The 21881-nt window shown below is 68.4% G+C and carries 15 protein-coding genes; 4 read left to right on the forward strand and 11 right to left on the reverse strand.

Annotated elements, in window-relative coordinates:
* Positions 1–6 precede the first annotated feature (6 nt).
* The 9 genes from UK23_RS41360 to UK23_RS41400 all read right to left on the reverse strand — a co-directional run bounded on the left by UK23_RS41360 (position 7) and on the right by UK23_RS41400 (position 13880).
* Positions 7–633, reverse strand: coding sequence for a GTP pyrophosphokinase (locus UK23_RS41360; RefSeq protein WP_045317274.1), 627 nt, complete (start codon positions 631–633; stop codon positions 7–9).
* 16 nt (positions 634–649) lie between these two features.
* Positions 650–2602: a DUF4231 domain-containing protein gene (locus UK23_RS41365; RefSeq protein WP_045317275.1), complete on the reverse strand. Its 1953-nt coding sequence runs from the start codon at positions 2600–2602 to the stop codon at positions 650–652.
* A 61-nt stretch (positions 2603–2663) separates the two neighbouring features.
* Positions 2664–3734: a TRAFAC clade GTPase domain-containing protein gene (locus UK23_RS41370; RefSeq protein ID WP_156213760.1), complete on the reverse strand. Its 1071-nt coding sequence runs from the start codon at positions 3732–3734 to the stop codon at positions 2664–2666.
* Positions 3734–4678 (reverse strand): hypothetical protein, encoded by a 945-nt coding sequence (locus UK23_RS41375; RefSeq protein ID WP_045317277.1) that lies wholly within the window; start codon positions 4676–4678, stop codon positions 3734–3736. Before UK23_RS41375 ends, UK23_RS41370 begins: the two co-directional genes overlap by 1 nt.
* Complete coding sequence (locus tag UK23_RS41380) at positions 4675–6798, reverse strand: hypothetical protein (RefSeq protein ID WP_156213761.1); 2124 nt, start codon at positions 6796–6798, stop codon at positions 4675–4677. Before UK23_RS41380 ends, UK23_RS41375 begins: the two co-directional genes overlap by 4 nt.
* Positions 6795–9950 carry a tubulin-like doman-containing protein gene (locus UK23_RS41385; RefSeq protein ID WP_045317279.1) on the reverse strand — a complete coding sequence of 1052 codons (3156 nt, stop codon included), beginning with the start codon at positions 9948–9950 and terminating at the stop codon, positions 6795–6797. Before UK23_RS41385 ends, UK23_RS41380 begins: the two co-directional genes overlap by 4 nt.
* A gap of 29 nt (positions 9951–9979) precedes the next feature.
* Positions 9980–12187, reverse strand: a complete 2208-nt coding sequence (locus UK23_RS41390) for a VWA domain-containing protein (protein ID WP_052685494.1) — start codon at positions 12185–12187, stop codon at positions 9980–9982.
* Positions 12188–12362: 175 nt separating this feature from the next.
* Positions 12363–13334 (reverse strand): D-cysteine desulfhydrase family protein, encoded by a 972-nt coding sequence (locus UK23_RS41395; RefSeq protein ID WP_045317280.1) that lies wholly within the window; start codon positions 13332–13334, stop codon positions 12363–12365.
* A gap of 15 nt (positions 13335–13349) precedes the next feature.
* Positions 13350–13880, reverse strand: a complete 531-nt coding sequence (locus UK23_RS41400; RefSeq protein WP_052685495.1) for an NUDIX domain-containing protein — start codon at positions 13878–13880, stop codon at positions 13350–13352.
* Between the two features lie 235 nt (positions 13881–14115).
* Between UK23_RS41400 and UK23_RS41405 the strand changes: the two genes are divergently transcribed.
* Both UK23_RS41405 and UK23_RS41410 read left to right on the forward strand, forming a co-directional pair.
* Positions 14116–14409, forward strand: coding sequence for a hypothetical protein (locus tag UK23_RS41405; protein ID WP_045317281.1), 294 nt, complete (start codon positions 14116–14118; stop codon positions 14407–14409).
* A gap of 72 nt (positions 14410–14481) precedes the next feature.
* On the forward strand, positions 14482–15552 hold the full coding sequence (locus UK23_RS41410; protein WP_196778117.1) for a hypothetical protein: 1071 nt from the start codon (positions 14482–14484) through the stop codon (positions 15550–15552).
* Here UK23_RS41410 and UK23_RS41415 read toward each other — a convergent pair.
* A complete protein-coding gene (locus tag UK23_RS41415) occupies positions 15485–16858 on the reverse strand; it encodes an IucA/IucC family protein (RefSeq protein ID WP_045317287.1) in 1374 nt (457 codons plus the stop codon). The genes UK23_RS41410 and UK23_RS41415 overlap by 68 nt on opposite strands.
* 22 nt (positions 16859–16880) lie before the next feature.
* Here UK23_RS41415 and UK23_RS41420 point away from each other — a divergent pair, with 22 nt between their 5' ends.
* A complete protein-coding gene (locus tag UK23_RS41420) occupies positions 16881–18308 on the forward strand; it encodes an IucA/IucC family protein (protein ID WP_196778118.1) in 1428 nt (475 codons plus the stop codon).
* Between the two features lie 46 nt (positions 18309–18354).
* On the forward strand, positions 18355–20421 hold the full coding sequence (locus UK23_RS41425; RefSeq protein WP_196778119.1) for a glycoside hydrolase family 2 protein: 2067 nt from the start codon (positions 18355–18357) through the stop codon (positions 20419–20421).
* Here the strand turns inward: UK23_RS41425 and UK23_RS41430 are convergent.
* Entirely contained in the window at positions 20418–21377 is a 960-nt protein-coding gene (locus UK23_RS41430; protein WP_045317283.1) for a chitinase, read from the reverse strand. The genes UK23_RS41425 and UK23_RS41430 overlap by 4 nt on opposite strands.
* Positions 21378–21881 lie beyond the last annotated feature (504 nt).

Below are 21881 nucleotides of genomic sequence, written 5' to 3' on the forward strand. Positions count from 1 at the left end.
CGCCCTTCACTCCTGGTGAATCCGCCGGTGCAACGACTCCATCCGCTCATCGAGCTGAGCCGCGATCATCGCCGAAGACATCAGCTCAGCCATGAAGTCGGCAGGCGGACTGTCGTCGTACTTGTAGAACAGCTTGTGCTCCAGCGTCGCCCAGAAGTCCATGGCGATCGTGCGCAGCTGCACCTCGACCTTCACGTGCTCGACCCGGTCGGACAGGAACACCGGAATCCGCACGATCAAATGCAGACTCCGGTACCCGTTCGGCTTGGGCGTCGCGATGTAGTCCTTGGTGCGCAGGATCTCCACGTCGTGCTGCCGCGCCAGCATCTCCGAGACGCGGTACACGTCCGACACGAACGGGCAGATCACCCGCACGCCCGCGATGTCGTCCAGCACCTCGCCGATCGAGTCGACGTCGAGCGGCAAGCCCTTGCGGCGGAGCTTGTCCAGGATGCCCTCGGGCTTCTTCACCCGGTTGGTGATGTGCTCGATCGGGTCGTGCCGGTGGACCGAGTCGAACTCCTCGCTGAGGATGCGGAGCTTCGTCATGAGCTCCTCGATCGCGAACTTGTGGACGAGCAACCGCCGTTCGAGGTCGCGAAGGAGGCTGAGGTCGTCGGCCAAGTCGGTCACAACACCAGAATACTGATCACCCGGACTGCTTTCCGGAGGTGGTGAGCTGGGCGAGCCAGTCGTCGTTCTGCCGGGCGATGACCTGCTCACACCCCGTGACGAAGGTGTCCTCCAGTGCCGGGTCCGGTCGTTCGGGCAGGGTGCGGGCCAGTTCTTCCAGGTCGTGGACAGTGCGGTGGAAGCGGACGATCAGGCGGTCGTAGCCGGTTTGGGCGATGTGAGCCGTGACGGCACCGGCGATGGTGGTGAGCAGACCCGCCCAGACGGCCAGTTGGTAGCCCTGCACGGCACCGACCGCGGCCAGGGCGGCGGCCATGCCCTGGAACACGTACTCGGCCAGGCGCAGGTGCCGCAGGTTGCGTTGCAGACGTCGAGCGGTGGCGCGGTGGTAGGAGATCTGGTCGCGCACCCGGTTGTCCACATAGGAGCGGAGGTCGTAGATCAACGGCGTTTCGCCCGCCGCCTCGTGCATCGGCTCACCGCCTTCGAAACGGGCGATGTTCTCGGTGAGCAACGCCACGGCTCGACGGTCGCGGTACGGGGTCGCGCCCGCGAGGTACTTGCACACCTCGGCCTTCACCTGCTCGGCGACGATTCGTGACCGGGTCCACTGCATGCGCTCGGCCGGTTCCTTGACCGCGCGGAACCAGATGCCGAGCATGACCAGCGCGGCGGTCACCACGGCCGCCCCGATGCTCGCGACCGGCGGCCAGGAGGCGTTGAACTGCGCGGCGACCACCGTGAGCACCGCACTGCCGGCGAGAGTGCCGAGCACTCCCAGGCGGTACGAACCGGCACGGCGCTTGAACATGTTGGCGGAACGGCACCACGCCTCGTGCTTGCCCCACATCTTGCGCGCGAGCCGTTCGTCGACAGGAGGTCGCGCAACCATCCTCGCAGGTTCTGCGACGGGATGACGTACCTGCTCGACGCCCTGCTCGGCCAGCCAGCGGCGACTGATCGCGGCGTCGAAACCGGTGTAGCCCTTGGCGCGCTGAGCCTGCACGAACGTCGCGACGAACGGGTCCGGTGCGTTGACCCGGTCCTCGATCCACGCGCAGATCTGGTCGTGCCACGCCTCACCGTCGATCTGCGCGGCCAGTTCGGCGAACTGCACCAGCCGGTGCGGCAGCGGTGCGTCGCCGTGCACGAGATCGGGTGCGGGCCAGGTCGCATGAGGTTCTTCGCGCACGGGTTCCCCGATGATCACGGTGGGCGTGTCGTCGAACGCGGGAATCGGCGCCGGATCCACCTGCCTGAGTTCGGCGAGCCACTCCTCAGCGGGTTTGGTGGCCCAGTCGTTCGCACGGGGAGCCTCCCGCACGTCGATGCGCTGCCGTTCCTCCTGTGCCTCAGCGGCCGGTGACGGCGGCCGGGACAGGAAGACCACCCGCGGCAGGTTCGGGCGGGTGTCGTCCTGCTCGTAGGTCGAGAACGTCCACTCGCGGTCGGGTTTCACCGCCCGCAGCGCCCACATCACCGGCAGCTCCAGGCCTTCGGGCACTCCGATCACGCTGTAGGCGCCCGTGGGCCAGGCCAGGACCCGCGCGAAGATCGGCAGCAGCATCGGGTCGTCCATCGGGTCCGGCTGCCCGGTGAACTCGGCAGGGTCGACGTCGTGCAACTGGTTGCTGCGCGGCCTGTCGTCGAGCCAGCCGCTCCAGCAGGTCATGGCCGGGACGAGCCGGGCGATCGTGCGGCGGTCGCTGACCAGGGCGTGCGCGACGTTGCGGCCGACATCGCCGGGACGAGCCGAGCGGCGCAGCAGTGCGGCGGTGCCGTCCGGGAAGGACAGGTGGCTGAACGAGGTGCTCGGGGTGGTCCCGAGCTCGCCCAGCAACCTCACGTGAGAGCGCAGCTTCTCGTTCCAGCCGTCCCACGCGTCGGCGTCGTGGCTGGCGAACGAGGCCGCGACGAGGTTCATCCCCTTGCTGTCGCTGACGGCGAACAGCAGCTGCTGAACGCTCACACACCCACCCCAGTGCCTTCTGGGAGGTCGAGTGACCCACACAGCGATATCGTCGACCGGTTCACGTGCCTACCTCCAGAGCCTCGGGGTGGTCGACCAGTCCGCTCATGGCGAGCAGCGCGAGCAACGGGCGCAGCACGCGAGCCGGCCGGACACCGCGCGGGAACAGGTTGTTCTCGTCGGCCTGCGATCCGGTCGCCGACACGACGTGCAAGGTGCTGCGCTCGAACCGTTCGAAGACGTCGAGCATGTGCTTCGCCTCGTACCGGTCGAGGAACGCGTAGACGTCGCGGGACTCCTCGCGGAAAGCCTGAGCGTCCAACGGTTCGCGCAGATCGTCCTGCCGGATCCAGTAGTCGACCGGATGTTCGTAGCGCAGTTCGTCCGCTTTGGACAGAACGACCGCGACCGGCAGCTTCTTCATGTCCGCCCGACGGCCCATCCGTTCCAGCGCACCGGAGAACGCCGGGTTGCGGTCCACGTCCTTGTCGCCGCGCAGCTGCGGAACCGCGCTCGCCGGATGGTCGACGAACATCAACGCGGTCGCACCGAGCACGAACTGGCCGCCCAGCGAATTCGGCCCGGACTGCACGAAGTCCTCGCCGGCCACGTCGAAGAACACGATCGGCCGGGTACTCCCGGATGCCGTGCGGACCAGGAGATAGGTGGCGAAGTCCTCGCGGAGATCCTTGGTGGCGTTGAGCTTGTTGCCGCGCATGAGCTGGTCGATCTCGCGCTGGAACGCCGCGTGCCGCAGTTCGTCGGCCGGTTCGAACGTGAGGCCGTGGTGGCGCAGATCGCCGCGCAACGCCTCGTGGATCATCGCGGTCAGCAGGTGGGTCTTGCCGGACGCGTGCCGGCCGACCATGCCGATCACGATCGGGTCTCCGTGGTCGCGGTGCGAGACCGGCAGGTAGTGCTCGTGGTTCTCCTTGCCGGGATTGGGGCACTTCACGTAGCAACGAGCGCGGCGATCCTTGCGCTTCACCTCGTTGGTGATGCCGGACAGGTCGGCCTTGACCCAGCGGGCACCGCTGTCGTCGACCACCCGCCGGTACAGGGCGTCCTCGCGCCAGGCGAAGGACTCCAGGCAGATCGGGCACTGCACGCGTTGGGCACTGGGAGTCGTCATCAGATCACCGCCACGAGGATCGCGATCGCCGCCACGACCAAGAACACGACGACGGCCAGCGGAACGAGAGGAATCTGCTGCGGTTTGGGGGAAACAGGCGCCAGGCGGGACACGGTCGGTTGCAGAACCGGCTTCTCCGCCACCTTCGGCGGCCGCAGCTCGTCGAACCTGTCGTAGCCCGGCTTCATCGCGGACGTCACGTCGACCGGGCGCGGCAGAGGATCCCTGTCGTTCAACCGTTCCAGCATCTGCACCGCCGTCGGACGCAGGCGTGGATCCGGGTCGAAGACGCCACGCAGCAACGAGGCCAGCACCTCGGGCTGCGACGCCAGGTCCGGAGTGTCTCCCACCGCCACGCTCCTGCCGGTGAACAGCTCGTAGACCACCCGGCCCGCCGCGCGCACGTCGTGGCCCGGATGCGCGACAGAACCGTTGCGGGACAAGCGCGACGCCTCACCGGTGCCCACGGCGTGCTCGAGATTGGTCAGCTGGGTCGTGGCGCCGTCCCAGCACAACGACGAGAGCCCGACCGCGCCGTGCACCAGGTCCACCGCGTCGAGCTGGGCCAGAGCCCGGAACAGGCCGATCATGAACCGGCGGCGTTCGTCGATCAGCAACGTCCGCAGACCGCCGTCGACGCACTTGCCGATCGGTGGTTCCAGCAGCAGGAACGGTTCCGCCGAGTCGAAGTCGTAGCCGACGATCCGCGGCAGCTCCGGCAACGGCCTGAGGTAGCGGGTGTGCAGCCGGGTCAACGCGCGGATCTCGTTGTCCAGCAGCACTTCCGCGGTCGCCAGCTCGACCGGGTTGGCCTCGGCCGGCAACGACCTGAGCACCAGCGTGGTGCCGTCGTCGGTTTTCACGCGGTCCGCGTCGAGCGACTGAACCTGCCAGGCCGCCTCGCGGCCGGACGGATCCCGGCCGGACAAGGTCTCGTGGGTCACTGCGTCTGCACCTCGCGTTCGACGTACCTGGCGAGGATCGGGGTCAGCCTCAGCGCTCCCACCGCGTCGCCCTTGGTGCGGATGACCTCGTCGGAACCGTTGTCGATCGGCGGGAGATCCATGTCCCCGGACGCGAAGTGCACGACCTTCGCGCCGTCTGCCTGCAGCAGGCGGACGTCCTCCGCGGCGCACAGCTGGGTCATCCGGCTGCGTTCGGTGAGCTGCAGGATGTGCCGCGACGACGCCGAGCTCTGCCACAGCGTCGCCGCGAGCCTGCGTCGTGGTCCGTCGTCGGTCACGAACGACGGCAGCTCGCGCAGACCGGCGTGTTCGAGGTGGTCGTCGTACGCCGCAAGAAGATCCCGCGCTCGCACCAGGGACCGCTGCGAGTCGCCGGACAGCGGCAGACGTGAGGCGATCGCGTCGAACGACGGCCGCAGCACTTCCAGCGTGACGGCGACGAGATCGTGGTGCAGCACCTCGGCGAGACCGGCGGAGGAGTCTCCGAACGTGTGCCCGACGTCGGGGTCCTTGGCGTCGATCGCTTCCCGGAACACCTCGACCACCGCGTCGACCCCGCCCGCGACCACGAGCAGCGAGTCCGCGAGCCGGCGGCTGCGATCAGCGGGCGACCAGCGTTGCGCGATGGTCCGCGACACCTGGTCGGACAGCCGTTTGTCGGCTGCGGCGGCCTGCCGCAACGGCACCTCGTCCCGCCACTGGCCGACCACCCTGCGCCACACCAGGTAGGTCGACAGCAGCGCGATGGTGGCCAGCCCCAGCAGGATGCCGGTGGCGATGAGCGGGCCCGGTGACCAGTTGTTCGCGTTGCCCAGTCCGATCGCGCCGCACAGGCTCGACGCGAAGAACGTGATCGCGTAGAGGAAAGCGAGATCGAGGCCGGCCGGAGCGGTGGCGGACACCAGGGTGACCAGGCCGAGCCACAGCGGCACCATGAGCAGCAACGGCCAGGCGCCCAGACCTGACGCGAGTGTGCTGACCAGCGTCGTCGCGCCGGCCACCGCGATCAGGAACCCGACCGGCCGCGACCAGACCTGGACCGGTGGCGGTGAGATCAGGCCCCGTGCCCACTTCTCCAGGTCCGCCGCCGAGTCCTGCTCGGTGAACGCGAGGCTGCGCGCGGCCCCGAGCTGGTTGCCCAGCCTGCGGGCCTGCTCGGCGATTCCGGGCAGGGTGCGGCCGCCGATCAGCTCCGTCGTCACGGCCTTGCGGACGGCCTCGGCCATCTCCTCCGAGTTGACCGGCGCGGGGGAGGGCAGACCCTGCTCGACCAGCTCGCCGGGCGGCGGATAGCCCTCGGCGAGGCTGGAGTCCACGTCCACCAACGCTTTGCGCGCGACCCGGTGGTGCCGCAGCAAGGCGTTGCCGGCCGCGGCGAGCCGATCCAGCACGACCCGGTGCGCCTGCTTCAGGCCGAAGAGCCCGCGCCAGGTCCGCCACCGGTCGATCGACCGCTGCGCCGCCTGCAGCTCGCGCTGGGCGTGCGACATCGCGTCGTACAGCGGCGATCCCTGGCGCACCGAGGTCGCGTCGCCTTCCGTGGCGGAACGGAACACCGAGGTCAGCTCGGTCGACTCGCGGTCGTGCAGCCGTGCCGCGACGCCCGTGGCCACCAGTTGCTGCAACGCTCGGAGTTTCAACGACCGCATCATGCCCGGCTCGACGACCGCGTAGTCCACGGCCAGACCAGGACTCGCGGCCTGGTGCGGCATCACGCCGACGTTCGCGAGCACCCGGTCGAACACCTTGGGCAACCGCAGTGCGGCCAGCAGATCGTCCACAGTGGACTCGGTCGATCCGGCGCCAGGTCGTTGCGAGCCGCCTTCCCACGGCACACCAAGACCGTCGCCGACCCACAGCGTCACGCCGACACCGGCGAGGGCGGACGGTGTGCGCAACACCGGGTCGGCGCCGAGGCCGCCGACCGCCACCAGCACGACCCCGGTGACCTGCGGCAGGCGCGCAAGCTGTTCGAAGTAGGTGTGGTGCTCGCTCAGGGCGTCGGTGGTGTCGATCACCAGCACGCGACTCGACGGCTGGTTCGGCACCGGGACCTCCGGCGTGCGGAGGTCCAGCGTCAGCACGGGATCAGGGTTCACGGGCGCAACCATCCGGGATCGCGCGCGACCCACTCGCGCAGGTCGTGCAGGTTGTCCTGCAACGGGTTCGTGACGCCGCGGAACGGCAGCCGCAGCGCACCGGGCAGCGTCTCCTCCCAGAACTCGCGCAACGCCAGCAGCCTGCGCGTGCCGCTCTCACCGGTGCGCTGGCCGAGCTCGGCGTCGATGCGGGCCAGTTCGGCCGGCGCCATCCCGACGATCTGGTCGAACAGCTGCGACGGCTTGTCCGGCCGGCGATCCACCCCGTTCGGGGTCATGCCGATCAGCTTGGCGCAGAAGTCGCGGCGGATCTGCTTGTCGTCGGTCAGCACCCACGCCTCGTACGCCGAGAGCAGACTCGCCCAGCTCGACATGCGGCCGAACGGTTCCAGCGGCAGTTTCATGCTGGCCTGCGCGTTGTCGCCGAGCTGCACGGTGATCGCGGCCGGCGAGTCCTCGTCGCCGACCACGGAGATCTGGTCGTTCCAGGCCGCGCAGAGCAGGTGGTGCAGGATGCGTTCGCGGTGCTCCGGAGTCGTGGCCAGGTAACCGAAGTCGTAGCCCAGCCGCTGCCGCCAGCGCAGGAAGTCCTGCTGCTCCTCGTGTTTCAGCGCGTCCGACCAGTGCTTGAGGACCTCGCGGACCTCCGGCACCTCGGTCAGGCCCATCGAGCTGCGGAACAGCACGACCGTGATCGACTCGGCCGAGATCGGGCGGAACTCGATTACGGCGTCCTGGCGCGGCAGGGAGACCTCCTGCCGCAGGAACTTCTCCAGCTCCAGGTCCTTGGCCGGGGCGGGATAGCTGAACAGGATCCGCAGCTTGCCGGTGCCACTCGGCGCGAACCCGCCCGGTACCAGTCCGGCGAGCTTCTCCCGGAACTGCGTCAGGTCCTCGTCGCCGACCTGGGCACCCGGCTTGCCCGCCGCGGCCGCCAGCAGGTCCTGCAACGCCGGCAGCAACGGCCGGTGCTGCCCGTCGCGGAACGCGAAGAGGCGCTTCACGGCCTGCTTCACCTGGTCCTTGACGTGTGCGACGGCCATCTCGGGGCTGCGTCCGTCGAGCACCAGGTCGTAGGCGTGCTTCCAGCCCTCCTCGCCGAGGATCGCGGTGACGAGGTCGCCCACGGTGGCGGTCGCGTTCAGCTTGCCGCCCTGGTGCACGTAGAAGGCCACGAACCGGCGCACCACCGCCTCGTAGAACGACTCGAGCTGGCCCTGGCGCGGCAGCAGGTACGTGACGCCGACGCGCTGCTGGTACAGCTCGCTCGACTTGGAGTTGAACCTCTTCTCGCTCTGCCGCGCGTGGTCCTCGAACGCCGCGACGAGCGAGAGCACCTGCTGTTGCACGGCCTTGAGCTTGAGGTCCCAGCGCACCGCCTGGTCGTTCCACGCCGCGTGCCAGACCCGCTTGGCACGCCACGCGTACCACTCGTTCTGCCGGGCGAGCAGGGCTCGCACGGCTGGGTCGGAGTACTGCAGCTTGCGCAGGAACTTGCCCTTGATCCCGGCCGAGGTCGGCGGGTTGAGCGTCAGGCCGGGCGGGGCGGCCGGTTCGCCGCGCCGCAGTTCGAGGATCTTCGCGAACCCGTGGGCGCTGGCCTCGTCGGTGAGCCCGTCGTGGCCGTTGAGGACGCGCCGCAGCCGGAACAGGTCGACCTCGCCGAGCAGCGACTTCACCGCGCGCCCCACGTCGAACGTCTGCACCATCTCCGGGACCTGCCTGGCCAGCTGCAGGTGCAGGGTGTTCAGGCCGGACTCCATCGTGCGGGCGCGGGTGGCGAGCGTCCGGGAGATCGCGTCCGCGCCGCTGACCGCCGCCGGCTCGGTGATGGGCACGGGTGCGCGCAGTCGCAGCGGGTCCACATTGGACTCGGTGAAGAACCGCTCGATGAACGGCGCGTTGTTCTCCGCCTGACCGGTGCCCGGCCGGTCCAGCTCGGTGACCGCGGTGGCGAGCAGGCGAGAGGCGATGATCTCCGCGATGTCGTCGACCGGGACCGTCATCGACGCGACCGAGCTCGTGGACACACCGCGGTTTCCGATGCCGGTCGCGGCGGGCACCTCGCGTTCGACCGCGCTGTTGATGAACGAGTCGGCGAAGCTCATGTACGTCTGGGCGATGGCGTGACTGCCGCCGTCGCCGTCGGTGCCGAGGTCGGTGCCGACCAGCGACAGCACCAGCGAGACGATCGACCTGTGCAGGTCTTCCCGTTGCACGCCAGGGCCCTTGCCGAACAGGAACGCGGTCTGCACGGTCGAGGCGCGCAGCCGGATCTCCTCGCGGTCCGGGTAGCGCACCGCCAGCGAGCCGCTGATGCCGGTGCTGTCCAGCTCGGTGCCCGCGACCTGGGCGTTCTGGTCGTCGACCAGCCGGAACAGGTCGAGCAGAGACCGGCCCGCGTTGAGCCTGGCCGCCCTGCCGCCGCCCAGTCCTTCGTCGAACGCGGACGGCATCAGGACTAGCGGGAAGATCCGCGCGCGGTAGTCCTGGTGCGCGAAGACGTCGCCGATCAGGTGCAGGAAGTCGAAGAAGATGCCGCTGCCCGTGCCACCCGCGACGCTGAACGCCACGAAGACGTCGCAGGACAACGCCCTGTGACCGCCGCCGAGCATCGCGAGCTCACCGAGCGAGTTGTTGATCGAGCCGATCGCCTTGCGCAGCGGGGCTTGCGCGGCCGAGGTGCCGCCGCGGAACGTCTCGAACAGGGCGGCGCGGCCGACGGTGGGGAGCTGGCCGGCGCCGCGGGCGAGCGGGCCGATGCGCGGTTCGCCGGTGGGCGGGGGCAGCCAGTCGTTGATGTACTGCGGTGCGGCCAGGCGCAGGCTGCGGGCGACCTCCGGGTAGGTGTCGTGGTGCGGCACCAGTTCGCGGACGAGGTGCATGGTCCGTTCCGCGGCCGGCAGGTACTCCGGGTCCGGCACGACCCGGCGCTCGAGCGCGCCGAACTCGTCCTCGCTCAGGTCCGCGTACACGAACTGGAGGCACGAGGGCAGCTGGTAGGGCAGGAAGTTCTTGCCCTGCATGCGGCGCTGCAGCTCCGAGCCGTCCGGCCCGCACAGCTCCTCGCGCAACTTGCGCTCCAGCTCGGCCCCGACGCGACAACCGGTGCCACCCAGTCCGACGTACAGCATGGGCTGGTAGATCTGCATGATGAGCCTTGTCCTTCTGTCGTCGGCGGTCAGAGCAGGTGGTTGCCGCTGGTCGGGCGGTCCTCGTGCTGCGGTGTCGTCAACGGGTCCTGGTCGGGGAAGTCGATGGCGGGGGCGTGCTCGTCCTGCACTTCGATGGCGAGGTTCCCGCTCACGGTCACGCGTTCACCGAGCTGAAGTGCTTGCGTGTCGCCGTAAGGAGTGCGGAGCTGCAACCGGCCGCCGACTCGGGTGAGCTCGTAGCTGTCCTCGCCGCCCGCCGAGTGCGAGAGCTGCGCGAGTCCTGTGTGGACTTCGCCGAGGTGGAAGCGCAGCACCGGCGCCGACTGCTCCGGTGCGGCCAGGTCGCCGCACGAGCGGTAGCCGTCGTACAGGCGGACGACCAGGCCGCGGACGTCGCGCTGACGGCGCCGGTACAGGACGATGATCAACGTCGCGGTGATCGCGGCCGCCGTCAGGAGGGCGATCCCGATGCCGGTCCAGGGCAGGGGTTTCTTGACGTTCGCGGTGATCCGCCACTCGTAGATCACGTCGTCCGGGTGCTCGTCGTCGACGACCCGGAGCGTCAACGCGTTGGCGCCCAGGGTGGTGTTGTCCGCGAAGACCAGGTCGAAGTCGAACGCCCGGACGCCCGACGGCGGGATGTCGAGCACTGTCTGCTCGCCGGGGATGCTCACCACCGTGCCGGGTGCGGTGTCGGCGACGATGATCCTGGCCTTGCGGGGCCGGCCGGACTCGTTCGTGACGCTGGCCTTGCCGCGGACCTTCTGCCCTGGACTGATGTCGTTCCAGTTGATCTTGTCTTCGAACGCCGAGCTGGCGAAGAACTGGCGTGGGCCGGTGATGAGCGCGGCGTCGACGGTCCTGGTGTCGCTGCTGATGCCGATGCCCGCGACCGTGCCGGTGAACTTGACCGTGCCCTTGGCCTGGTCCGGGACGACGATCTTGCCGGAGTAGATGCCGTCCCGGCCTCTGCTGTCGCCGTTCTGGGCGTCGTCGTTGAGCGGAATCGCCGTGGTGAAGCCGTCTCCGGCGAGGTCGGCGGTGAACGCGACGTCCCTGAGCTCGTCCGGGTCGGTGATCGACCGGCTCCTGGTCTGCAGGCTCAGCGAGACCGTGACCTCCTGGCCCGGCTGCGGCGCGGGCGGGTTCACCGTCATGCTCGACCTGATCGCGCCCTGGTACATCACCACCGTGCTGACGTCGAGCGCCGGCACGCCCGGCGCGGAGGCGATCTTCACGGTCCACTCGCCGGGTAAGGGGTTCACGATCCGCAGACCCTCGACCGTGCCGTTCTCACCGCTCACCTGGAACGTGGAACCGCCCTGGGTGCCCGACTTCGGCACGGTGTTGCCCTCGGGGTCCACATAGGACACGGTGATGCGCGAGTCGTGCTTGGTGACGAGGATCGAACCGTCGGTGGCGATCACCGGGATCCTGACCTTGGCCTCGGCCGTTCCGCCGCTGCTGACCGGGGTGCGCTGGATGTCGCTCGCACCAACGCATCTGCCTGCCTGGAAGGCCTTGATGAGCGCCCGGGCGACGTCCGCGCTGCTGGTGACGACGGTGGCGGCCGGCGTCGGTGCCTTCGCCCCGCACTGGCCCTGGAACGAGCCCTTCGCGAACCTGTCCAGCTGCGCCTGGTCGACGTTGCCGAAGCCGAGCGGCCAGGTCTGGACCTTCTCCTTGTTGGCTTCCTGCAGCAGCGTGCCGATCAGGTCGTGCGCGGTGCGGTTGCGCTGGTCGCCGATGTTGTCCGGGCCGTAACGGGGGCTGTCGGTGACGTCGAGCTTGCCGTCGGTGAGCAGGAAGATCAGCTTCGGGCCCTGCTTGTCGCCCTTGAGATAGCTGAGTGCCTGCTGCATCGCCGCCGCGTGGTCGGTGCCGTCACCAGCGGTCCTGCTCTTCAGGTTGCGCGTGCAGTCGCTGAGCCGCTGGCGGTCCTGCGCGGTCGCCACGGTGCTCGGCGGGCACACCACGTCGACCGGCGACTGGCCGCCGTTGTCGCTGCCGAACCCGACCACGGCGATGGTGCTGGACGGCGCGAACTCGCCGAGCGCGATCAGGGCCGCGGCCTCCCGCTCGCGGTCCATGTCCTGCGCGCTGATGCTGCTGGACTCGTCGACCAGCACCACGATGTTCGCGGGCTGGATGACGGGTTCTGGTTGTTGCTGTGCCACGCCCGGCGAGCTCAGCAGCAGCGCGGCCGCTGTAGAGGCGAGCACGGAGAGACGCATGAGTCAATTCACCCACTGACGCTCGTGGAATGTACCAAGGATTGATGCCGCGTTATTGGCGGGACCGGTCCCTTTTGGTTCACGTATGAGCGCGATTATGCCGGGTCAAATGGGTGAAAATCATGGACAAAACGTGGTCAATAGCTGACCCTCTGCTTTGTCCGGGCGTGCTTTATCAGAACTGGGCGACGGCTTCCGGCGCATAGCCGTAAAAACCCGGAAGACCACCCGTGTGGAGGAACACGAGCGGAACTTCGCTGGTGGGCGCGATGGTGCGGAACTTCGCTGCCGCCTTGCCCGTGTAGACCGGGTCGAGGATGACGCCCTCGGTTTCCGCGAACAGCTTCAGCACGTTCCACATGTCCGGCGTCGGAACGCCGTAACCAGGGCCGATGGTGTCGTCGGTGACGCGTAGGTGGTCGAGTTTCGGGGCTGGCGCGTTCAGGAGTGCCGCCGCGTCGCCGGCGAGACCGCGCAGTTCTTTTTCGGCGTCTTCCGCCGAGTGGGAGACGCTTGCGGCGTGAACGGTGCCGGGCCAGCCGAGCAGTTCCGTGCCGAGTGCGATGCCCGCCGCCGTGGCGCCACTGCCCTGCGGCACGACGATCGTGGCGTTGTCGATACCGCGTTCGTCGAGCTGGCCGATGAGCTCGACCGCCGCGGCGACGTAGCCGAGCGTGCCGAGTCCGTTCGAGCCGCCGACGGGGAGCGTTACCGCTTTGTCGTGGTTTACGCGCAAGTAGGTTTCTGCGGTTTCTTCGGCGTCCGCGCAGATGTGCACGTTCGCACCGAACATGTGGTCCAGCACGACGTTGCCGGACTTCTCGTACGCGTCGCCCTTCATCGGCACCTTGGCCGTGAGAACGAGTTCACAGCGGAGGCCGAGCTTGGCGCACGCGGCCGCGGTCTGCCGGCCGTGGTTCGTCTGCAGCGCGCCGAACGTGATGATCGTGTCCGCGCCGTCCTCGATCGCCTGTCCCAGCAGGAACTCCAGCTTGCGCAGCTTGTTGCCGCCCGCGCCGAGCCCGTTGACGTCGTCGCGCTTGATCAGGACCGGCGGGCCGCCGAGCGCGGTCGCGAGCCTCGGGGCGTCGTCGAGCGGGGTCGGCCAGCTGCCCAGTGCGACACGGGGAAACGCGCTCAGGTCCATACCGGCGAGCTTAGGTCAGACCTCACGACCGAACTCCGCGTAAAACGTGGAACCGCTCTCAAGCGCCCTGAAGGCCAACGTGAGCCGCCGGTGCAGCGACGGGTAGACGCGCGGCCGGGCCTCGTCGAGCGACAGGTACAGGACTCCAGACAGCTCGGAGTCGTGCGCGGTCGCGTCGTCGACGATCCCACCGTCGAACACGAACTGATGGCAGTCGCGCCACACCCCGTTGCGCGGCGTCCAGTCCACGACGAGCAGCGGTCCGAGTGAGACGTCGAGCCCGAGTTCCTCCCGGATCTCCCTGACCGTCGCGGCTTTCGGGGACTCGTCGTCCTCGGTCATGCCGCCGGGGATGTCCAGCACCGCCTTGTACGTCGGCACCACGAAGAGCACACGTCCGGTGGAATCACGGATCAGCGCGCCGCCCGCGGACGTCTTGGTGGGCCTGCGCGACGCCACGCCCGGCTCGTACTCCAGCTCGGCCGGACCTTCGCCGAGTACATCGGCGGCGAATGAGGCGGGGTCTCCCGCGTGCTGTGCGGACACGAGTTGATGATCACACCACGGAGTGAATTCCGCACCGGCTGTGCTGCGGTTATCCGCTGGTGAGCGGATGTCCCCATGATGACGGAACGCAACCAAACGACCAGGGAGTACTCTCGTCGTTGTAACTCCGTGCGATCAATCGCCGATGTCCACGGCAACATCGGTGGAGGTGACGCCAATGGGGGCAACCGGTGCCGCCAGACGTAGACGCGACAGCAGATCGGCCCCGTGGTCGGTGGTCGGACTCACTGTCGTCTTCGTCGTGGTGGCCCAGGTCCAGTTCGCCATCGCGGTCGCGGAATCGGTCTGGTGGCCGGTCGCGATCGGGGTGCTGCTGCTGGCCGCGGCGGTCGCGTTCGTGAAGACGGCGCGCAGGCTGCGTTGGGAAGACAGCGACCCGTACGAGGCACCGCCCACGGCGGTCCAGCGGCCGGTTCCGGCCGAGTACGAGAGCCACGTCGACGCCGACGGAAGCCTTGCACGTGCGGTCGGCGACGTGGTCCACGCGTCCCGGCGCTGGCGGGCCTGACAGCCTCGTAGAGCGGAGACCGGGCCGGCAGGGTGGTCCGGTCATTTCGCCGTGCATCTGGACAATGGCGTCATGCCGACGTCGCAACAGTGGCTCGAAGTCCGCGCCCACCTGCTCGAACGCCGCCACGAGCTGGCGGTCGAGGCCGCGGGTGAGTACCCGGACGTGCCCAAGGTCGCGGGCACGCCGCTGCTCACGGCCCCGCACTGGATGCCTGCCGCGCCGGTGCCGTTGGCCGACCTGACGCTCTCGCTTTCGCAGTCGTCTGCTTTCGGCGATTTCGGGTCGGATCTGCTTCCCGACGGTTTCGCGAGCTACTCGGACGCGATGGCCGCGTTGGCCGCGCCGTCCGTGTTCGAGAACCGCGAGACCTACCGGCTGCTCGATTTCACTCTGCCGCGCCTGACGTTCGGCCTCGGCTCGTACTTCGACGGCATCGACGTGGGTGAGGCCTGCGCGCACGAATACGCGGCTCGTTCGTTGGGTGTGACCGGCGAGCTGCCGCTGCGTTCGTCGATCGGCGACCCGTGCGATCCGGCTCGCCGGCCCGTGAACGTCGCCATCAGCACCCTCACCATCCGGCATGATTCCGCGTCCGGCGACGCGACCTTCTACCTGCACTGGCGCGATCCGAAGAGGGTCGGGCACGCGGGAGGCATGTACCAGGTGCTGCCGGTCGGGGTGTTCCAGTCGGCCGGTGACGACGACTTCTCGTTGTGGCACAGCATGATCCGCGAGTTCGCCGAGGAGCTGCTCGGCGTGCCGGAGATCCACGGCGTGGACTACGCCTCATGGCCGTTCGCGCAGCGGCTTTCCGAAGCGGCTCGCGTGTCGTACCTCGGCATGGGGGTCGACCCGCTGACGTTCGCCACGGACATGCTGACCGTCGCGGTGATCGAGGCCGCGCGGTTCGACGCGCTGTTCGGGGATCTGGTGTCGCACAACGACGAGGGCCGCGTGCTGGAGGGACTTCCCTTCACCGCCGCGAACGTTGAGCGGTTCGTGCACCACGAACCGACCCAGGCCGCGGGTGCGGCGCTGTTGTCGCTGGCGTGGCAGCACGGGGAGACGCTGCTCACCTCGGGAACGGATTGGGCAGGTGCGCCCAGGCCGTCGTCGCGGGGTCGAGCCGCATCAACGTGAGCGGCTTCGCCGGAATCGGGTTGTGCAGCAAGGCTTCCCGGTCCGGGGTGTCCGGGATCGTTCGCGCGACCGCTCGCCAGAGGTCTTGGTCCGGCGCGTCGAGTGCGGTGACGAGGCCGGTCATCGCGGTCGCGAAGAACGTCGCGAACGTCTTGGTGCGCAAGCCTTCCGCGTTGGCGTGCAGGCGTTCCGGCAGGTCTGGGCGCGGGCTGACGCGGATGTCGGCGAGGTCGCGGTAGATCACCCTTCGCGGCCTGCCGTTGACGAGTCCCACCAGCAGGTTCTGCTCGTGGGCTTCGAGGGCCACCCCCTTGGCGAGCAGCGTCATCAGCGGCGGGACGGTCAGTTCGGCGAACTCGGTGAGCCACTCGAGCGGGTCACCGAGCTCGCGGACCGGGGGAGCCTCGCCGGTGACGAGGGCCGCCAGCGGCAGGAGCGTCTCGTTCGCGCGCGGCACGGGTTTGTCGCGCAGGATCACTCCCAGCGCGCGGTCCGGTTCGCCGTTCGTGAGCACCGCGGCCGAGGCGCGGTTGGGCTGCAGCTCGATGCCCTCGACGATGGTGCTCAGAAAGTCGGAGACCGTGGTGGCCGATGTGATCGAGCCTGCGGAGATGTCCCGCACGGCTGAGGTGATCTGGGCGCTCAGCGTCGTCTTGACGTGCCAGCTTTTGGCCGAGAGGGTCCGGAGCGCCATCAGCGGGCTGGCGTCGAGCGTGGCGACGCTGGGCACGTTCAGTTCGTCGGCCTGCCAAGGGTGGACCGGGAGCAGGATCTCCTGGCCGTCCCGCAGTTCGTCCGGCCAGTCGCCGTGCACCACGTGGTTCTTGGCGGGGTGGAGTCGCAGCGCGACGGTTGGGCGGTGTTCGGGGCCGTACGCGAGGTGGTCCTGAGCGGTGAACCCGGTGCGGTTGCGGCAGCACGGGTGCAGCGGATGGCCGTCGACCACGCTCTGCTCGTGCTCCTCCAGCGACCGTTCGAGGAATGGAGTGGTGAGCGGGCTCGTTGTGCGGGAGAGCGCCAGTCCGGCCACGCTGTGGGCGACTTCGGCGATCAGGTTCGCGGCATTCGGCCAGCGCAGTGCGGTGAGGAGGTCGACGGGGTGGGAGTACTGGTTGACGTCGACCCTGTAACTGGCACTGACCTGCGGCAACGGTTCAATCGCCAGGGCTCTTCCGAGCCGCGTGAGGACGGCCGCGCGGGCTCCCGGCAGGGCCGCGAGGAACCGCTCGGCGCGGTCGGGGGACAGGGCCGCGGCGAATTCGGCCTCGATCTGCGTCTGCGTCAGAATGATCAGATCCTGACACATCTGGGCTGGGAGGCAGGTACCGGTGGACGCGATCTCCGACGACATCACCTCGACCGCCCTGCTCAACTGCCTGCGGCGCGAGGTCGGTCAGGCGGGCCCGGACGGCACGATCCGCCTGCCGCGGACCGGTGTGCTGCTGCGTGCGCGGCAGGGCCGGTGGCTGTCGGACCCCGAGGTTTTCACCGGATCGTGGCATCGCCTGTCGTGGCACGAACTGGCGGTGCTGATCACCAAGGAACTCGGGGATCCGCCCGTCGGGTTCCTCGACGAGATCGCGGGGTCCCGGTCGGCCATCGCGGCGATGCTGGCGGCCCGTCCCGCTCCGCCTCTTGATCTCTACCAGCGCTCCGAGCAGGCGTTGATCGCCGGGCACCGCTACCACCCCGCGCCGAAGGGCCGCGGCGGGTTGCCCGCGTCGGAGTGGCTGCCGTACGCGCCTGAGGTGCACGCGTCGTTTTCGTTGGTGCACCTGGAAGGTTCGTTCGTCGACGACGGCGAGGTGTCGTTGCCCGCCGGTGTGCTGCCCGCGCATCCGTGGCAGCTGTCGTTGCTGGGGATGCAGGGCGACGTGGCTGATCACGTGGTGTGGCCGACGTCGTCCGTGCGCACGGTGTACGACCCGGCTGCCGACCTCTTCTACAAGTTCAGCCTCGACGTGCAGATCACGAACGACGTGCGCCGGCTGTGGGCGCACGATCTACGTTGGATTCCGCCGCTGGCTCGGGTGCTGAGACCGGTGTTCTCGGACATCGCCTCCGCTTATCCCGGCACGGCGTTCCTGATCGATCGCGGCTACCGGACTGCCGCGGAATCCTTCGAGGGACTTGCGGTTGTGGTGCGGGACGGGGTCCGGCGGCACACGTTGCCGGGCGTCACTCCGTTGCTGGCGGCGGGGATCAGCGAGGGGTTCGACGGGAACCCGTTGGACGGCTTGGATTCCTCTTCGGCCTTGAGGTGGTTCCGGCAGTACGTCTCGGTTGTCGTTCCTCCAGTGCTGCACGCGTTCTTCGCGCACGGCGTGGTGATGGAGTGTCATCTGCAGAACGTTCTGGTGGGTGTGGATCCGTCGGGCCTGCCGGTGCAGGCGTTCTACCGTGATCACGAGGGGATGCGGTTGCTGCCACGGCATGCCGCGCTGCTGTCCGAAGTGGAGGGTGCTGGTGGTTCGCGTGGCGTGTCCGAGGCGAAGGGCTGGGAGCGGCTCCAGTACTGCCTGATCGTGAACCACCTGATGGAGATCGCCGGTGCGGTGCTGGACCGGCATCCGTCGTTGGACGTGTGGGCCGAAGCCCGGGAAGTGTTCGCGGGGTATGGATCGTTCACACTGCTGAACTCGTTGCTGGAGAGCCCGACCGTGCCCGCGAAGGCGAACCTGCTGCTGCGCTGGACGCGCGCGGAGGGTGCCGCGAGCGTGTACGTCGACTGCCCGAACCCGTTGTACCGGAACTAGCTCCTTTCGTTGACGCCGCTTTCACGTCGCCAATAGCGTGCTGGACATGACACGTCTGCTGGCGCTGCTCGTGCTGATCTCGGCGATGTTCGTTGGAGCACCAGCAGCTTCGGCGTACGTGCCGCCGTCACTGCGTGCTTCGGTGAGTCTGGACTCCGGCTGGCGCTTCCTGCGCGCGGATGTTCCCGGGGCCGAGGCGCCCTTGTTCAACGACTCGTCCTGGAGTTCCGTGAGCGTCCCGCACACGTGGAATGCGCTGGACGGCCAGGACGGCGGCTCGAACTACTACCGGGGAATCGGCTGGTACCGCAAGCACTTCACGCCTGCCGCCTCGCTGGCGGGCCGCCGGTTGTGGCTGCAGTTCGACGGCGTCAACCAGGTCGCGGACGTGTGGGTGAACGGCGTCCGGCTGGGGCAGCACCGGGGCGGGTTCGCTGGGTTCCGCTTCGACGCGACTTCCTCGTTGAAACTGGGGCAGGACAACGTGGTCGCGGTGAAGGCGGACAACCGCGCGGCCGCCGACGTGGCTCCGCTGTCCGCTGACTTCACGTTCTTCGGCGGCATCTACCGGCACGTGTCGCTGACCGGCGTGGATCCGCTCGGCGTGCGCATGGGCGACTACGGCGGTCCTGGCGTCTACCTGCGGCAGCGTTCGCTGAGCGATGCTTCCGCCAGCGTCGAGGTGACCACCAGGTCGTGGAACAACCGCGGTTCGGCGGCGCGAGTCAGGGTGCGTGCCGTTGTCGCTGATCATGCGGGTGTGGTTGTGGGTGAGAGCGTTTCCGCGGTCCGGTCGGTCAACGCCGCCACCGGTTTCGACACCGTGCAGACCGTGACGATCCCGCGTCCGCACCGCTGGAACAGCAAGGCGGACCCGTACCTGTACAGCGCGAGCGTGGAGATCATCGACGCCGACACGGGCGTGGCGAAGGACGTCGTCACCCAGCCGTTGGGTTTGCGACTGGCTTCCGTTGACGCCTCTTCTGGGTTTTCTTTGAACGGCAAGCGTTTGCGGTTGAACGGCGTCAATGCCCACCAGGACCGCCAGAACGCCGGCTGGGCCGTGTCGGCCGACCAGCAACGCGAGGACTTCGACCTGATGGACGAGATGGGCGTGAACGCGTTGCGCACCGCCCACTACCAGCAGGCCGCGAACGTGTACGACCTGGCCGACGCGCGCGGATACGTCGTGTGGACCGAGATTCCGCTGGTCAACGAGGTGGCGGACACCGCGGCCTTCCGCGCGAACGCCCAGCAGCAGCTGCTCGAGATGATCCGGCAGAACTTCAACCACCCGTCCATCGCGTTCTGGGGCATCGGCAACGAGCAGAAGACCAGCAACACCGCCACCAACAACCTGCTGCGCGACCTGGCCGCCTCCGTGCGCGCCGAGGACTCCGGCCGTCTCTCGACCTACGCCAGCCACATCGGCGACCTCGACCCGGTCTCCAGCCACGCCGATCTGGCCGCCTACAACAAGTACTACGGCTGGTACGACCAGAGCAGCACCGGCCCCGGTGCGTGGGCGGACCGCCTGCACGCGCGTGATCCTTTGAGGAAGATCGCGCTGAGCGAGTACGGCGCCGGCGGCAGCGTGGTGCAGCACGAGGAGAATCCGAGTCCGCCTGTGACCACGTCGCGCTGGCACCCGGAGGAGTACCAGACCCTGGTGCACGAGAACTCGTGGGCACAGTTGAAGACGCGCGATTTCCTCTGGGGCACCTTCGTCTGGAACATGTTCGACTTCGCCGTCGACAGCCGTTCCGAGGGCGACACGCTCGGCCGCAACGACAAGGGCCTCGTCACCTACGACCGCTCGGTGCGCAAGGACGCGTTCTGGTTCTACAAGTCGCAGTGGACCGACACGCCGTTCGTGCACCTGAACAGCGCGCGCTGGACCTCGCGCACGGTCGCTTCGACGACTGTCCGCGCCTACGGCACAACGGACAACGTGCAGCTACTGCTGAACGGTGTCGCGGTCGGTGCGCCCAAGCCGCGTGCCGATGTCCACACGTGGCCGATCACGTTGCGGCCGGGCGCCAACACCGTGACCATCACCGGCACGCGAGATGGCCGTGCCTACACGGACACGGCCACCTGGACGCTGAACTAACCGTTGTAACCGGAGAAGATCCGGGCGAACTCGTAGGGCTGCTGCGGGATGTTGTTGCACTTGTACAGCGCGCCGGTGCAGGCGTTGGCATCCCGTCCCTGCTCCCAGAACGAGAGCATCCCGAGGTGCACGCTGCTGGCGAAGCTCACCAGTGCCCGCGCGTCCTTCTGGTAGAAGATCTCGTTGCGCGAGTCGTTGACACCCAGCATCGGCGTGACGCCGATCTTCTTCCAGGCAGCCGAATCCGACAGCCCGTAGACCGACTTCACCTGAGCCTGCGTGGCCTTGGCCGCCGCGATCGCCTTGGCCCCCTGGTCACCGGGCCCCTCGTAGTAGTCCATGGCCATGACGTTGACCATGTCCAAGTTCACCCCGGCGTTCTTGGCCGACTTCACCACGTTCACGCCGTCCTGCGTCAACCCGCTCGGCAACACCGGCAACGTCAACGAGATCTTCAGCCCGGGGTTGCGGTCCTGCAGGATCTTCAACGCCTGCGACCTCCGCTGAATGGTCGTGGGGTCGGCCACCGCCGCCCCCTCGATGTCGAAGTCCACGTACTTCAACGAGTACGCCTTGACCACGGCGTCGTACTCGGCGGCCAGCGTCTGCGGCGTCGTGCAGTAGTACGCCAGCTCGATGCCCGACGCGCCACCGAAGGAGATCTTCACGTCCCCACCGGCGTTGCGCAGCTTCTGGATCTCCTCCTTCTGCCACCCGGCCCGCGGGTCGTAGGCGCCGAACCAGCTGGCCTTGCACCCGTACGACGTGACGAACCCGAGCGTGAAGCTCTTGACACCGCCCTTGCTCGCCATCTCCGACAACACCGGCGTGGGCCAGGCACCCATGTCGACGTACGGCGCGACCGACGACGCCGTGGCCGCATGTGCCGTCGGCAGGGATATCGCGCACGCCGCCAGCGCGGCAACCGTGGCCAGCTTGAACAGCTTGTTCCGCATGACGAGCCTCCTCAGGGGCAGGGGTGAGGCGGGGCCACTATTGGTATAGACCATAAGTCGGTGTGTTGGCCAGACCGGAACTTCCCGCGCCCCTCTGAAACGCCGGAATGATCCCGGTCCAAGCGATTTCAGACCCTTGTTCGCACCACGGCGTGGTCGAGGACCAGCGGCCGCCAACTGGGTGCGCCATCCCGCCCGTGCCCGGGATCGGCCCCGATGAATGCCAGTGGATCTGCCCGAACGGAACGATGCCGCCATGCCGCATCCACGGAGCTGGTACTCGTCCCCGTTCGCCATGACGGCCGCCGCAACCTGCATCTGCCCGTCGGCCCATCACTCGGGCAGCATCTCGACGCCCCACTGCGGAGGCGGCTCGTTCCAGAAAACCGTTGCGCCAGGCAGATACTGCGCGGTGCGGCGTTGTGGAGACGGTGAATTCCACGCCGCATGTACGGCAAAACCGCTGCACATCAGGATTCCTGAGTTCCATCCACTGTAGATGGT

The sequence above is a fragment of the Lentzea aerocolonigenes genome (assembly GCF_000955955.1).
GTDB classification, from domain to species: Bacteria; Actinomycetota; Actinomycetes; order Mycobacteriales; family Pseudonocardiaceae; genus Lentzea; species Lentzea aerocolonigenes_A.